The 14,096-nt window shown below is 63.1% G+C and carries 15 protein-coding genes; 1 reads left to right on the forward strand and 14 read right to left on the reverse strand.

What is annotated here, in order from left to right; all coding sequences use genetic code 11:
- Nucleotides 1-18 precede the first annotated feature (18 nt).
- The 13 genes from ACIBQ1_RS60075 to ACIBQ1_RS60135 all read right to left on the reverse strand — a co-directional run bounded on the left by ACIBQ1_RS60075 (nucleotide 19) and on the right by ACIBQ1_RS60135 (nucleotide 10,429).
- The gene (locus ACIBQ1_RS60075; RefSeq protein ID WP_397292392.1) at nucleotides 19-1,158 is read right to left on the reverse strand and encodes a tyrosine-type recombinase/integrase; all 1,140 of its coding nucleotides are present in this window, start codon (nucleotides 1,156-1,158) and stop codon (nucleotides 19-21) included.
- Nucleotides 1,158-1,373 (reverse strand): helix-turn-helix domain-containing protein, encoded by a 216-nt coding sequence (locus tag ACIBQ1_RS60080; protein ID WP_397292394.1) that lies wholly within the window; start codon nucleotides 1,371-1,373, stop codon nucleotides 1,158-1,160. Before ACIBQ1_RS60080 ends, ACIBQ1_RS60075 begins: the two co-directional genes overlap by 1 nt.
- A complete protein-coding gene (locus ACIBQ1_RS60085; RefSeq protein WP_397292413.1) occupies nucleotides 1,373-2,941 on the reverse strand; it encodes a replication initiator in 1,569 nt (522 codons plus the stop codon). The genes ACIBQ1_RS60080 and ACIBQ1_RS60085 overlap by 1 nt, the downstream gene beginning before the upstream one ends.
- Nucleotides 2,942-3,024: 83 nt before the next feature.
- Nucleotides 3,025-3,177 (reverse strand): hypothetical protein, encoded by a 153-nt coding sequence (locus tag ACIBQ1_RS60090; RefSeq protein ID WP_397292395.1) that lies wholly within the window; start codon nucleotides 3,175-3,177, stop codon nucleotides 3,025-3,027.
- Entirely contained in the window at nucleotides 3,174-4,595 is a 1,422-nt protein-coding gene (locus tag ACIBQ1_RS60095; protein ID WP_397292396.1) for an FtsK/SpoIIIE domain-containing protein, read from the reverse strand. The genes ACIBQ1_RS60090 and ACIBQ1_RS60095 overlap by 4 nt, the downstream gene beginning before the upstream one ends.
- 86 nt (nucleotides 4,596-4,681) lie before the next feature.
- Nucleotides 4,682-4,993 (reverse strand): hypothetical protein, encoded by a 312-nt coding sequence (locus ACIBQ1_RS60100; RefSeq protein WP_397292398.1) that lies wholly within the window; start codon nucleotides 4,991-4,993, stop codon nucleotides 4,682-4,684.
- Nucleotides 4,990-5,220, reverse strand: a complete 231-nt coding sequence (locus ACIBQ1_RS60105) for a hypothetical protein (protein ID WP_397292399.1) — start codon at nucleotides 5,218-5,220, stop codon at nucleotides 4,990-4,992. Before ACIBQ1_RS60105 ends, ACIBQ1_RS60100 begins: the two co-directional genes overlap by 4 nt.
- A 32-nt stretch (nucleotides 5,221-5,252) precedes the next feature.
- On the reverse strand, nucleotides 5,253-5,663 hold the full coding sequence (locus ACIBQ1_RS60110; protein WP_397292400.1) for a plasmid replication, integration and excision activator: 411 nt from the start codon (nucleotides 5,661-5,663) through the stop codon (nucleotides 5,253-5,255).
- Between the two features lie 353 nt (nucleotides 5,664-6,016).
- Nucleotides 6,017-6,832 carry a hypothetical protein gene (locus ACIBQ1_RS60115; protein WP_397292402.1) on the reverse strand — a complete coding sequence of 272 codons (816 nt, stop codon included), beginning with the start codon at nucleotides 6,830-6,832 and terminating at the stop codon, nucleotides 6,017-6,019.
- A 175-nt stretch (nucleotides 6,833-7,007) separates the two neighbouring features.
- Nucleotides 7,008-7,826, reverse strand: coding sequence for a protein phosphatase 2C domain-containing protein (locus ACIBQ1_RS60120; protein ID WP_397292403.1), 819 nt, complete (start codon nucleotides 7,824-7,826; stop codon nucleotides 7,008-7,010).
- Between the two features lie 3 nt (nucleotides 7,827-7,829).
- Nucleotides 7,830-8,669: a sigma factor-like helix-turn-helix DNA-binding protein gene (locus ACIBQ1_RS60125; RefSeq protein ID WP_397292405.1), complete on the reverse strand. Its 840-nt coding sequence runs from the start codon at nucleotides 8,667-8,669 to the stop codon at nucleotides 7,830-7,832.
- Nucleotides 8,670-9,087: 418 nt separating this feature from the next.
- A complete protein-coding gene (locus tag ACIBQ1_RS60130; protein ID WP_397292406.1) occupies nucleotides 9,088-9,492 on the reverse strand; it encodes an ATP-binding protein in 405 nt (134 codons plus the stop codon).
- A 94-nt stretch (nucleotides 9,493-9,586) separates the two neighbouring features.
- On the reverse strand, nucleotides 9,587-10,429 hold the full coding sequence (locus ACIBQ1_RS60135) for a helix-turn-helix domain-containing protein (RefSeq protein WP_397292408.1): 843 nt from the start codon (nucleotides 10,427-10,429) through the stop codon (nucleotides 9,587-9,589).
- 414 nt (nucleotides 10,430-10,843) lie between these two features.
- Between ACIBQ1_RS60135 and ACIBQ1_RS60140 the strand changes: the two genes are divergently transcribed.
- Nucleotides 10,844-13,090 (forward strand): RNA-binding domain-containing protein, encoded by a 2,247-nt coding sequence (locus ACIBQ1_RS60140; protein ID WP_397292410.1) that lies wholly within the window; start codon nucleotides 10,844-10,846, stop codon nucleotides 13,088-13,090.
- A gap of 323 nt (nucleotides 13,091-13,413) precedes the next feature.
- On the opposite strand, the gene ACIBQ1_RS60145 is transcribed toward ACIBQ1_RS60140, so the two are convergent.
- Nucleotides 13,414-13,842 (reverse strand): hypothetical protein, encoded by a 429-nt coding sequence (locus tag ACIBQ1_RS60145; protein ID WP_397292412.1) that lies wholly within the window; start codon nucleotides 13,840-13,842, stop codon nucleotides 13,414-13,416.
- Nucleotides 13,843-14,096: the final 254 nt, after the last annotated feature.

A 14,096-nucleotide genomic window follows, 5' to 3' on the forward strand; every position in this document is an offset into this window, starting at 1 on the left:
CGTGCCATTAACGTGCCATTAGCCCTTGGCGATCTTCTGTTGTTCGGCCTGTACGCGAGCGCTTAGCGCGTCGGCGATTCGCTGGTCCGCGTCGCGCGTGGCGTGCTGGTAGATCAGCGCTGCTCGGTCGCTGTCATGTCCCATGCGCGCTTTGAGGTCCGCCAGGCTCGCGCCGGATTGAGCCGCGAGGGTGTTCCCGGTGTGCCGAAGATCATGGAAGTGCAGGCCCTGTAGACCCATCTCCTTGAGCGCTTCCGCCCACTCGGCATCGCGCCGGAAGTTGCCGCCGCGCAGGAACGCGCCGCGCTTGCCGAGGAAGACGAAGGCGTCGTCGGTCTGGTCGACGTAGGTAGTGAGGTGCTCAACCAGAGTGGGAATGATGGCTGAGGGGATGCTGATCATGCGCTTGCCAGCCCGGGATTTGGGCGGGCCCAGACGCATCTCGCCACCGTCGAGCTCGACGAGCTGTTCGCGAACCTGCACCGTCCGGGCGTCGAGGTCGATGCTCCTACGGCGGAGCGCGATCACCTCTCCCCAGCGCAGGCTCGCGAAAGTGGCCAGCAGCACCAGGGCCTTGAATCGCCGGTCTGCCATCCGGTCCGCCAGCTCGAAGACCTGGGTCACGGTGAGGACGGGCCGCTCCGGAGTGTGCTCGTTGTCGGCGCCCTTGATCCGGCATGGGTTCCGAGCGATCAGCTTGTCCTCTTCGACAGCCGTCATCAGCACCGCCCGCAGCAGGCGATACGCCTTGGCCGCGGTCGAGACCGACACGCCGTTGCCGAGAAGATCAGAGCGCCAGGTGCGGATCATCTGGGCAGACAGCTTGCCGACCGCGACCCCGCCGAGCGTCGGAACGATATGGCGTTCGAGGAGCCAGGTATACAGCTCCACCGTCTTCGGCCGCAGCCCCGGTCGTTCCTTGATCCACGCACGGGCGTAGTCGGCGAGCTGGATCTTGCCGCGATCCGGGTCCGTCCACTCCCCCGAGATCATCTGAGCCTCGATGAGCGTGAGCGCTCGGTCAGCGTCCGTCTTGGTGGCGTACGTCGTTGCTCCGGTGTGCAGCCGTCCGTCTGGCCCGGGATAGCGGATCTGGAACCGGCCCGAGGGGAGCTTGCGGAGGTTGCCGAAACGCCGGTGGCCGTCCTTGTTCGCCATCAGGCAGCCCTCCCCGATGCCGGAACGGCGTCGGTCGCGTGCATGGGTGCGACGGTGCCGGCGACGACGTACGCAATCACGGCCGACTCGCGGATGCGTACCGGCCTGCCGAGCTTGACGAACTCGATGCGCCGTTCGGCGATCAACCGCCGGACGAAGCGAGGGGAGGTGTTGAGGAGTTCCGCGGCCTCCTCCACGTTCAGAAGCTTGTCCACTACGCTGCCTCCTCTCCAGTTGCCGAAGGATCTTGGCCGTTGGCTCTGGCTTCCAGCTCCCGCAGGTGAGCGCGCCAGCGCTGACGTTCGGCGACGCTCCGGAGCAACCGGACGCCGATGGGGACGAGATCCGGATCACCGGGCTTGACCTGTCTCCAGACGTAGCGGTGCGGGTCGGTCGGTTCGTCGGCCTGCCCGAGCGCTTCCAAGACCCAGGTGCGGCGGTCCTGCTTGTGTTCGGTGAGGGTCTTGTTGGACCACTTCCGAGAGACGAGGACGCGACGACCCGCGTAGCCGAGATGCTCGGGCTTGTGGGCCTTGGAGCGGCACCGCCCGGGAGCCATGCCAGCCTTGGCTCCCTTGGGCTGCACTCCGTACCGCAGCCAGTTCGGGCAGGTCGGCGAGCAAGGCTCGTAACGCAGGGCCTCGACAAAGCGGGCCGCATGCTCCCGCTGAGCCCGGCCGTTGAGGTTGTCGCCGAGGCTCTTGGTCAGGTACTTGGACAGGTAGCGAATGCACTGGTCGGCGTTCGGGGTTCCGGCGAGCACGCCCTTGACGTCGACCTGATTGCCGAAGCGGACCACATGTAGGGGTTCGGCCGTGTCGTCCTGGTCGAGCTCGTCGAGGGCCTGGTCCCAGGAAGGCAGGACCTCACCGGTGTTGGGATCGAGGTAGCCGACATCGTCCTGCCAGGTAGGCAGGTGCTCGCCCTCGAAGCGGACTTGATCGCAGGGCGGCCACCACACCTGGTGATAGGTCGCCGCAGCTATCTGCTTGACCTCTGCACGCGGCAGGGTGCCCCTGATCGCCATGTGCAGATGGGGCGCAAGCCGCTTCTGAGGCTCCACGCTGGCGAAGTACTGCACGTCGTAGCCGGCCACACGGCGGAGGTTCTGAACGAACCGATCGACCAGCTTGGAGAAGTGCAGTGCATCGCGGGCCGCCCGCCCGTAGTCATAGGTCTCTGGATTGACCGGCACGCCGTCACGAACCCTGCCGTACGAGGGAAGCGTGAGCGTCACGAAGAGCGAGGGCCGGTAGACCCTCCCGTCCGCAGACTCGAAGGTTCGCCCGAGGGTCGTGTTGGTCATCTTGCGCCTGGGCAGATCCGGTGCGTCCTGCCGTCGCCTGGTGGAACGCACCCGCTTGGGCGCGGTCCGGCCGCACACGTGACCCCGCATCCCCGCAGTGTTGATCTCCTCATCGAGACCGACGAGAACCGCGTCCCAGTCAGAGGTGTCCTCACTGTCCTTCGCAGCTGCATCGCGTCGAGCCTGCATGTCCGCACGGAACTCGATGAGCCAGCACTGTTCCTCGGTGGCCGCGTCTGGGCTTACGACAGGTTCTTCGGCGAGGTGCCAGCCTTCTCGGCACTGCGCCATGCGGAGTTGCCGGTTGCGCTTGGCGCAGGAAGGACACTTGCTCTCCAGCGTCGCCCCGCATGGGGCATCGATGATTTCTTCCTTGCCTGTGACGATGTCGAGTCGCCGGAGAGCGACAGGCCGAACGCAGACGCCGTTGAGCTTGGCGACCTCTTCGGCGACTTCTCTGGCGAGCGGTTGAGCCATGCGGAGCGCGCGAGGGGTGGAGCGGCGGGAGATCGAGACTGCCGCCGCTTCTCCCCGGATCTCCGTTGGCTGGTGTGGACTGTTCAACGGACCTCCTTTCCGATCTCGGGGACGATGAGCGCGGAGGTTCCGCACTCGGTGCACTCGACCAGGGCGCGGACCGGGTCGAGCCGCAGGACGTCGAGGGCGCCGCATTCGGCGCAGCGCAGGCCGTCGAGGAAGTGGGCGAAGGTCATGCGGCCTCACCGGCGAACTCGGCGACCATGTCGCGGATGTCGTCGTCGGAGACGTAAGCCGCGCGGACCCGGATCGGGTCGGGTGAGGTCTCCAGCCGGACGTAACCGACTCCCGCACCGCGTTCCGGACGAGGAGAAATCTGGTCGGCCAGCGCCCCACGGTCCCGCGCGCCCTCGCCGAGCACCATGTCCACCTGTTCCGATTCGTCGAGGCGAAGCGCGATCTTGTCCGGGAACAGGTTTCGTATGTTCATGACCTCCTTGCGCGGGTCCTGCAGCGCCGCCATGACGCCGACTCCGACGGCACGGCCCTGAGTGGTGAGCGTTGCCAGAGCAGCGGAGATGCGCCGCCGCAGCTCCTTGTCGGATTGGTATGCGGTGAGGAAGGCCACCTCGTCGACGAGCACCAGGACGAAGGGATCGTCGACGGTCGGTATGTGGGATCGCTGGTGGCCGGCGAAGCGAGCAGCGCGGGCCTGCATGACCTTGACGGCGTCGTCCAGCAGGTCGGCGCAGTCGGCCGGATCGGCGGCGTAGCGTGCCTCGAAGAGAGCCCGCCCGAAGGACAGCTCCATCAGCTTGGGGTCGAGAGCCCAGATTTCGACAAGCCCCGCCCTGACGGCAGGCAGGAGCCCGCGGATCGTGGACCAGATGATCGAGCCTTTACCGGCCCCGGTGGCACCTGCGACCAGGACGTGAGTGCCGTGCACCTTGAGGAACCACGGTCGCCCGTCTTCCTGCTTGCCGACCTCGATAGGGCCTGCCGTGTGCGTGTCCGGGATCGGCACGGCGGACAGCGGGACAGAGAGCGGATCAGACCGAGGGAAGGTGAGCAGCAACCGCCCGCCCTTGAGGACCGACACGCGACAGGACATCGCGCCGAAGCCCTGAGCGAGGTTGTCGATACGGTCGGCCCAGTCCTTGACCGCCTGCCCGTTGAGCATCCTCACGGTGACCAGGTCGGCCCACGAGGTGCAGGTGACCTTGCCCAGCCTGGGCAGGTAGTCCCGTCCTCGAACGTACCTGCCGAGACCAGAGATGATCATCACCGGTTGCCAGTGCCGCCGGTAGACCCAGACGAGCCGCCACCAGGCCAGCAGCCGCCAGCCGATCCAGCGGGCGAAGCTGACCCGGTCGAGGAAGCACCAGACAACGAGACTGGCGAGCACGGGCGTGACGAGGAGCAGCGCGACGCGCCACCCGTGCAGAGCGCACAGTACGCACGGGACGGTGGTGACCAGCAGGGCGACCGGATGCCGCCACACTGTGCGGACCAGACTCGCAATGGCCCGCCACCCGAAGATGACGAGCGTGACGATCGCGGGCGTCTTGAGGACGGTCGGTTTGAAGACCACCGCCGTATCAGGGGTGGTCGAGACGATGCGATGTGGCTCTTCGCCAGGCATCTTCTTGAGCATTAGGCTGGAGTCCTTCCAAGCATTTGGAGTGTGCGGAGACCGAGGGGCCGCCGGAAGTTGCCGCTTCCTGCGGCCCCGCTTGCGTGTCAGACCGCCGCATCTGGGGCGTTCTTGGCCGACTGTTCGGAGTGCAGCCGCTCGCAGTCGGCGAGGTAGCGAGCAGCAGCGTCGAAAAGTTGACGGGCGTTGTGGAGGTCGGCATGGGTGACGTGGCCGGCCCCGGTGGTCGAGATCACCACGTCCGCCTCGGGGGAGCAGATCTCCAGGTACGGACGCGGGTTGTCGAGCACACCGGCGCGGATGCGCAGGTCGGCCGTGTGGAAGGAAACAGCGAGGCGAGGCACGGAGTCCGGCTTCATCGAGAGCGTCACGTAGGTGTACGGCCCGAGCTTCCTCATGCCGCCGTCACCCCGCGCCGATGGATCCGCTCCACACACCGTGCAAAGTCCTGTGCCTGCTTGGCGAGCTGCCGAGCGAACTCCACCTCGGCCGCCGTGACCCGGTCCGACGCACCCGTGGTGACCTGTACCTGGACCAGCCCGAACACCAGCGCCAGGACCGGAGTGCGAAGCTGGTAGGCGTGGTTCTCGGCGACCGCGCCGGAACCGGTGTTGAGAGTGATCACGCCCGTCGGCCGACCCTGCCCCCGCCGGCCCATCACGCCGCGTCCTTCGCAGAGCTGGGCTTACCGACCGGTCGCGGAGCCCGCATCTCACGAACCCGGATCGAGTAGGCGAGTCGACCGTTGGCGTTCACGTACGGCGTGACGGTCATCTGGTCGAACTCGACCGGCGTGAACGGCAGCCCCGGCATAGGCGCCGGCGGAACAGGCTGCACGGGCGAGAGGATCTTCACTGCGACCGTCTTCTGTGCGGCCTTGACCGTCGGGTCCGCGTCCATGACGGAGACCTGCCAGACCAGCTCCCCGGCCTGCTTGTCCCGTGCCTGCACGAACCGCCCATTGGTCGAGGCGTCGAAGTCCTTGACCGGCGCGACCTCCCCGACGATGTAGCAGCCGTGCGGGAAGACCATCTCGAACGTCACAGGGATCGGTCCCTGAAGTGCCATCGTCCACCACCTCCTTTGTCTATCCCCCTAGACAGTTGCGACCGCTTCGCTTTGAGGAGCTGTCTAGGGGGCTATGCAGAGGACGATAGCCAGAGTCTGCCCCAACTGTCTAGGGGGGTAAACATCAATGCCTAACGGATCTCGCTGAAGCAGCGAGTCAGCGCGTCTCGACTACCCTCGGGCATGCCTGTTGTGGACTTGGCCTTGGCGCGCCCACGCCCACAAGCCAAAGAGGTTGATGTTTCCTCGGGTCCACGCCCCTGTAAAGCCCTGCGTCATAGCTGGCGCGGCAGTTTGGATTGCGGCACGAGACCCCGAGTTTCTCAGCGCCCCCGATTCCCGCGCGTTCGGAGTCAGTCGATCAGTTCCTCCACTGGCACCGTCTCATCGGCTGGCGGCGGCACGATGTGCACCTTCATCCCCCAGTCCGACAGGCGGAGGTCTTCCACGAAGGCGTAGTACGGGTCGTAGTCGAACGATCTGTCACGGCTATCGTTCGGCTCGCGCCACGAGCTCCACGCTCTGCGGACGAGTTGGTCGCGACCGATCCACAACCGCCAGGACACCTTCCACGTGCCGTACTTACCGGTGGGCTTGCTCCGGAAGCCGATGCGCATGCCGGGTTTCGCCTTGCTCAGTTGTGCGAAGGTGATGGTGCCTTGGTACAAGGTGGTGCGCACACCGTCGTACACGCCCGCGGGCCGCGTACCCGTGGTGGTGGCCAGCACAGCTCTGAGCGTGGTCGGGTCGGCGAGGTCGACAAAGCCGGATTTCAGCACGAACTGGCACATCCGCCCGTCGTGAGAGACCCAGGTTTTCCCCGGCGGCAAGGGATCTTCAGGGTCAGGCTTGACGTACGACTCGTAGCCGCGCTTGCCGATGCAGATGTTGCGAGTGCCCTGAAGTCCCAGGTTGAGGTCCTTCATATCCGTCGCCACGATCTTGCCCTTACCGAACCCCACGACGCCGCGCACCGGCTTGAGGGTCGACCACCCACCGAACCAGTACGTCCGGTCCCGCTGGACGATCTTCACCCCATGGCCTGGAACGAGTTGGCGCTGAATGGCACTGGCCGGATCCACCACTGCGTCCGCCTGCACGGCCGGCCCTGCGGTCGCCGTGGATACGGCCACCATGAGAACAGTCGCCACCATCCGTCGCTTCATCACGTAGGGATCTTCGCAGCGGCAGATCTCACCGTGATCACATGTGGCCGGTCGCTGGATCTAGCGTCCGGCACCTTGGCCACAACGCGGAAGCCCACTGCGGCAACTTCGACGTTGCGGGTACGGGACGGATGCAGTAGTCACCGCTGTGCACCCGAGCCAAATCGTCGAATCGCTATCAGCAACGGCAGTAGAGCGCGGTAGCGTCGTCGAATGTCTTGCCCCGCGGCCAGCGCGCGCCCTGCGGATCTGAGTGCTCGGCTGCGCGGACTTGACGGATGACCTCGTCAGGGCCGGATTGCTCCAACACGTCGAGGACGTGGCTCCACGTGTGCAGGTGGAAGCGGTCGACGAGTCGGGATGCGCCGTCGCTGAGAAGTGCGGCAGCTCGGATCTGGTTGGCGGGCATGTTGCCGGTGAGTGCCTGGTCGGCCGCGAGTGGATCAGTGGCGGCTACCCAGAAGCCACCGTCGCGGTTGCGGTAGGAGCGCAGCGTCTCGACATAGCGGCGATGGGCGGAGACGTGTTCGTCGGTGCCGGAGGCGAGGGCGTCCATCTCGGTCCGGTGGAGGGCGCCAACCTGGGCCTCACGGTCATCGCAGATGGCCATGGGTTCTGCCGCGTTGACGACGTCCAGGACGAGGACGGAGTCAGCCAGGACGAGCCATTCCAGCATGTCGTTCGTGTGCCGGAGCATGATGACCGTGGCTGAAGGAGAGCCGGGGTGGTTCAGGTCGCAGGTTCCGTCATGGAGTGAGGCCACCGTCTTGATTCCCTGGGCGAGCAGTTCGGTCAAGGTGCCTGTGCCCTGGGCCATGGAGGTCAGGAGGGTCGAGCCGAGGCTGCGGGAGAACCACGCCACGCCGTGAGAGCAGCCGGACTCGGACCCGGGTGGGGTGCCGGCGCCGTCGAGGAGGACGGCCGCGTCAGCGGTGGCGGCGACGAAGTCCTCGTTCGGCCGGCCTGGGACTGCTTCGGCGACGAAGGTGACCCGCACGTTTCAATCCTCCTCGTGCCTGTACAGAGGGCTGGCAAGCTCCGCCTTGACCGGTTCCCCAGTGGCTGGGTCGTACTCAACGCCCACGACGGTGGAGAAGCGCTTGTCGCCCACCTGACCCCATAGCGTCGCTATCTCGGTCTGGAAGAGTTGCACCACACCGAGCGTGCCTTGAGGGTGGATGCCGGTGAACACCAGGAGATTACCCTTGCCGTCCGGCCGCCCGAGCCGTCCTAGGTAGGCGTAATCGACGGCACGAGCTGGTTCGCTGTCCGAGCCGGAGCGGTACACGGTGCCGGTACGGCTGTCATGCAGCGTCCAGACGTCGTCCTTGACCCACTCCAGAACCGGATCGGACTCGTACAGCGAGCCCATGACCGGCGAGAGTCTGGGCCCGCAGATCACGATGAGGTTGGGCCGGTTGATATCGATCTCCCCGCCTAGCGGAACGTGTTCCAGCTCCACCGGCAGGTCGAAGCCGCGGGCAAGGTCCTCCAGCCGCTTGGCTGCCGTGACGTCTTCCATCGCGACCACCGGCCGGGCGTTGGTGGCTTCACGCTTGAGCGGTGTGACCAGAGTGATCGTGCTCGTACCGAGAAAAGCCCCTTCAGGTGCCGGACCAGTGTGCCGGATCTGGTGAATCCGGCCTCTGGTGAGCCCGGCTTCCTTGGCGATCTGTGCGTATGAAAGCCCTTGGGCATGTAGCTCTTGAATCACCCGCCGCCGCAGCCGGGAGAGCTCTGCGACCTCCTGCTGAGCAGCGTTGAGACGCTCAGTAGCGACCCGCAGCAGCTGGAACGGGTCATCTATCGCAGCAATGCGCTCAACGTCACTCGGCGGCATCGATCCCCCTCTGATCGCTAAGGGCGAGTCTAGGCCCCTAGACGGTATGCCGTCTATCCCCCTTGACAGTACGTTTTTGACCAGTTCGCCAGTCTTTGAGCTAACTGCCCGAATCGCCGAGCGTCGATTAGGGACGCCCCGCGGGCTCATCGCACCATGCCCGAAAGTAGCGCAGCCCACATGACGCGAGACTCGCCGACTCGTACACGATGAGTCTCGGCGACGGCCCCCTGGCCCACCTTTGCGACGCGCCGAATGAAGCCGAGGCCGCCGGCCTCGCACAGTTCGTAGTAGACGCTTCTGCAGTCGCACGTCCAAGCGATCGTCCGAGGTCGTCCCTCCACACGAGCGGCGTACCAGTCGAGCTTCACACACGACGCCTGCGGCGACGGGAGATGAGGCGACAGACAGGAGGTCATCAGCAAGACGCTCCCTGCAACGCCGCGTCCAGCACGGCCCAGACTGTTCGACCGTGCTCGTCACCCCACACGCCCCAGTCGAGGGCCAGGCTTGCAACGACCAGCAGGCCCCGGCCGCCCTCGCCTTCGAGGCATGGCCGGAAGACCCGTGGAGATGAAGGTCCACCCTCATCGAGGACGCCGATCCAGAGGCGGTCTGGATGAGCATGAACGCTCACCAGGAACCGTCCTCCGAAACGCCCGCTGGCGGAGTGGCGTATCGCGTTGGTGGCCAGCTCGCTGACGATGAGTTCGGCATCACTGACTCCGGGCCAGCCTCGCAGCAGTGCGGCCACGAAGCGTCGCGCCTCGGTGACAGAAGGAGCGGAGCCGAGGAAGTAACGGGAGAAGCGCCAGGCCGACATGGGGAAGCTCCGTCGTCTAGGGGGCTATACATCGGATGGCGCCAGCGTATGAGCGAGCCTAGAAGTAGCTCAAGCTATTCGACGTATAAATGCGTCACTTCTCTAGACGCTCGACCAGTTGGCGATAGTCGTCGGCGATGAATTCCAGCAGTTTGCGCAGCTCGTCCCCATACGCGGCCACACCAGCGAACGCCTCGAAGGTCTCGACGTGAGCGGCCAGCTCGTCGGGACCGGTCAACGTGAGATCACCCGTCAAGCTCTCGACCACGCTCACGGTGCCGTCGTAGATCGTGAACCCATGCAACGGAAACGCCGGCACCTTCACGGCCCACGGCACCACGCCCAGCTTCACGTGGGACAGCGTGGCCACCTGGCCCAATCGATCGAGCTGCGCCAGCATCAACGACGGAGGCCCTGGCCACGTCCGTACGGCACCCTCGGTCAGAAGGAACGAGAACTCGCGAGCGCCGTCGAAAAGCACTGCCTGCGCCTCCACGCGCACAGCCGCCGCCTTCGCCACATCGCCGGCCTCAACTTCTCGCCCGACGGCGAGCGCCAACCGCGCATACTCGGCCGTCTGCAAAAGGGACGGAACCATGGCTGACTGGAAGCACACGACCCGATGCCCCGCCCTCAACCGTGCAGCATTCGCCGCCTCACGACCAACGAGTCCCCCCTTCAGCCGAGAGACCTCCTCGCGAAGCCGTACAAGCAGAGCGTCCAACTCGGCACGCCCAGCACCGTCCAAGCCGAGCGCAGCGACTAACCGCTCCACCGTGTCAGGCGTGGGAAGCAACTGCCCAGTTTCGATGCGAGAGATCGTAGGCTGCGCTACCTGCGCCCGCAGTGCGAGATCTTTGCCGGTCAGACCGACATCCCTGCGCAGCTTCCGCAGCAGTGCACCCAGCGTCTGCAACCGATCCCGCCGCTCATCCACACCGAGGGTTCTACCATCCGTGCAGGTCGATGCGACGCAGCATCAACAGATGAGAAATATCCCTACAGCATCGAGGTTGGCCCGCCTGCGGCGGCCCGACGTACGTCGCACGGCCGCTGGCCGTGCTGCGGCGCTTCGGCCGGTCACGGCCAACACCGAACGACGTCCAGGCGCCCTACACCACTGCAAAGCTCGGCTCATCCATCTACCGTGCGCGATCATTGTGATGACGAGGTCAACAAGCCGCGTGCGGTCGTGATGGAAACTATGGTTGCGCGAAGTGATACCTCCGTCGCAGTCCGCGAGCCGGACATATCATCCATTCTGCAAAACTTCAATCTATCTCAGGTAAATTCTAGTAGGATGTCGGGGGCTGTGGTCGTGGTCGTGCCAAACGTGCAGCAGGGAGACGTGATGCGCGACGAAATCGCGCGGGCAATCAGCGAGAAGGATGTTCGTCGCGCCCTCAATTACCTCTTCGAGCGCGGTCGCACACCAGTTCTGCGCCTTGGCCGCAAAACTGAGACGGATCTATGGGATTTTAAGGTCGACTGCCCGGAGCTAGGGAAGAAGAACGAGAATGCTTGGGCCCATATAGCGGCCGACGTATTGGCGTTTCACAATAATCGAGGAGGCTTGATCCTCTTCGGTATAGAAGATACGAGTTTCTCGTACATTGGTGCGACTCGCGTGCTTGATAGCAAGAAGTTCAACGACCAAATACGCAAGTATCTCGGCGATCAATTTTGGGTCGAGTATTATCGGGACTATATTAGCGACGATCAGCGCCATTTGGGTATAGCCCTTATTCCCCCTCGCGGCCCCGTCCCAGTGCGTTTTAAGGCACCTGCTCCCAGCATCGACGGTAAGAAGCTTTTCGAGCGCGACGGGTCTGCGATACGGGAAGGGGATAGCACCAAAAAACTAGACCCAATTGCAGCGGATCAATTCGTTCGCTCCGTTGCCGTGCCAACATATGATCAAAAATATGCGGTAGACGAGCCGTTCTATCGCATTCTAGCTCCTGAATACGGATCATTCTTGGATAGGGGAAAGCTGGGAGAAGTAATAGAGAAGTCTATACGAGACCCTAGAGTTGCCGTTACATCGCTAATCGGTGTGGGCGGTATGGGGAAAACCGCCCTTGCCACGTGGGCTGCATTGAGGGCGTATGAGGAGGGCAGCTTTTCTTTCATTGTCTCCACTACGGCGAAGGATCGTGAGCTAAGCTCTGTGGGTATACTTGGCCTACAGGCGACCCTCACAAGCTATGAGGACCTACTCGGTCAGATAGCTGACATCCTAGGCTTTTCGGAGATTCGTGAGCTTCCTATTGAAGAGCGCGAGAGAGAAGTGCGTGCACTTCTAGAGGATACGCCGGGATTGCTCTACGTCGATAATTTGGAAACAGTCGACGATAAGCGTCTGATTAAATTCCTCGACGATTTGCCGCTCGGTATTCGTGCCCTTGTAACTTCGCGACGCAATAGCGTTAGGACGGCTTCCCGTCCAATAGATATCCCACCTCTACGCGATAAAGAAATAGTGGACTTCATTAAACTGATTAGCAAGGAGCCGAATCACGGATACCTGCGTGCACTAAAGGATTTCGAGGCGAAGCTCGTAGGGGCGGCGTGGGATGGCATCCCGCTAGCAATACGGTGGGGAACTGCACGCAGTAGGAGTGTGACTGAACTTCTTGCGCAGACCGATGTGCAAATCGGTGATAGGCAGCATGGAGAGCAACTACTAGAGTTTTCTTTCCGCCGTATTTTTGATAATCTCTCTCAGGCGGAGCGAGCTGTACTCGAAACGCTCTCTGTACTCGAACGGCCCATCCCTACAGAAGCTGTTGTCGCGGGGACTGGTCTCCCTGATGCACAGATTCTGGATGCTATCGAAGATCTCGTCGGAGACACTATCGTATTCCGGGTTTTCGATGTTGACCGGAATGACTACTGCTTCACCACCCTGCCTATCACGCGCGTATTTACCAGACGCGATATGGCGAAAAGGACAAACGCTGCTCGAAATGCGCAACGGCGCCTATCGAACTGGTTCGAGGCTACGGATATCCTTGGTAGCGACGAGCGACTTTTGGTCCGTGAATTGAGGCAAGGAAGAACTTCGGACGATACTGCTCTCATTGACTTGGCCAACGCTGCCGAGAAACGCGGCGATCTGGATACAGCGGAAAGGCTCTATAAGCAGGCCCTATCGCGTAATCCACGAAGTTGGCGTGCGGCGCGAGATGCTGCTGAATTCTATCGACACAAGCGATCGGACAGCTTGGAAGCCTTGAGGCTGTACAGGATAGCAGGAGCGAATGCGCCGGCCCGCGGGGTGGAGCGGGCAAAGATATTCCGTGAATGGGGAATATTGCTGCGGGACTCCGGTGATCCGGATGCCACTAAAGAGGCTGAAGAAAAGCTGCAGGTTGCTCATGCGGAGAATAAGCAAGACGCTATTGCTCGCCATGCGCTTGCGTCGATGTACAACAGGCGTGGGGCATATCGTTTGGTGATCGATCTATTGGAGCCAGTTCGGCATACAAAGAATGTCAAAACCAGAAAAGCTAGCCTGCCGCTGTTGCTCAAAGCGTATGAGAAATCGAATGAGATGTTGAAGGCAGCTGAGCTGAAGCGAGAGCTAGGCGACTAGGGAGTCCTGCCATCACTATGGCGTATGCCCTATTGCATCACATCAGGCTTGGGTGCGCGGAGTGGGAGAGCAGGCTACCGCGCCGCTTCCGGTACTCGGGCCTGACGGCCCTGCGCTCCGGGTCGGCTTGCCACCGGATACGCGGGTTGCTGTAGTCTGCTGTACAGCAGCGGAGTACAAGCAACGCTGCCTCACATAGCCTGATCGTCGCCTATGGCATCACATGGTTAAGCGGTAACGCCGACCCTGGACCACGATCTTCCACTTCACTCGTAATGATGAGTTCTAAGGGTGAAGCGGATGTGTCATGGTGGGATCTCGGACTACTTCGTGCTCACGCTTACTTCCGCTCGTCGGGCGTGAAAAAGCAGGCGCAATATGAAGGTATCCAGTGTGAACAGGTCGGTGCCGTCCCAGTCAAACTGCCCGACCTGTCCCGGCGGAGCATCAGGATTGGCGTTCACGCAGTCATGGCCCTCCTGGTCCTCGTGCCACTCGACGAGGCGGACATCCTCGAACCGGAAGACCACGACAGGCGTCTTCGACAGTTCGGGTGGAGCCCACTGCGGCTCGTAGAGAAACTCCAGCTCCAACGTCGGTGGTCTGCCGGGCTCATAGGTCAGGCGCCGGAAGTCGGTGTCGTGGAGGTAGATGTGGGCACCCTCATCGGTCCAGAACTCGTACAGCCCTCCTTTGGAAGTGATGCCACGATCTTTGTCCTTGGCCACGCCGGCGAACTCGGTTACTGACATGAGGGCATGATCCTATAGATCGACACGATCTGGTGGAGTGGTGACAGCAGCGCTGACAGCAACGTCCCCGCACGCGGGCTCACCCCGATCACCGTCCATCGCCCTCTGACAGAGATGATGTAGGTGAGCGCCTCCCGCCGGGTCTGACTCGCCCTCTGATACGGCAGCTGTAGTTCGGGATCTTCGAGGGATGTGCTCCATGGGGGCGCCTGTGGGCATGGGAACGGCCACCAGCATCATGATCGTTTGTGACG

This window comes from Nonomuraea sp. NPDC050153 (genome assembly GCF_044460125.1).
In the GTDB taxonomy this organism is placed as follows: domain Bacteria; phylum Actinomycetota; class Actinomycetes; order Streptosporangiales; family Streptosporangiaceae; genus Nonomuraea.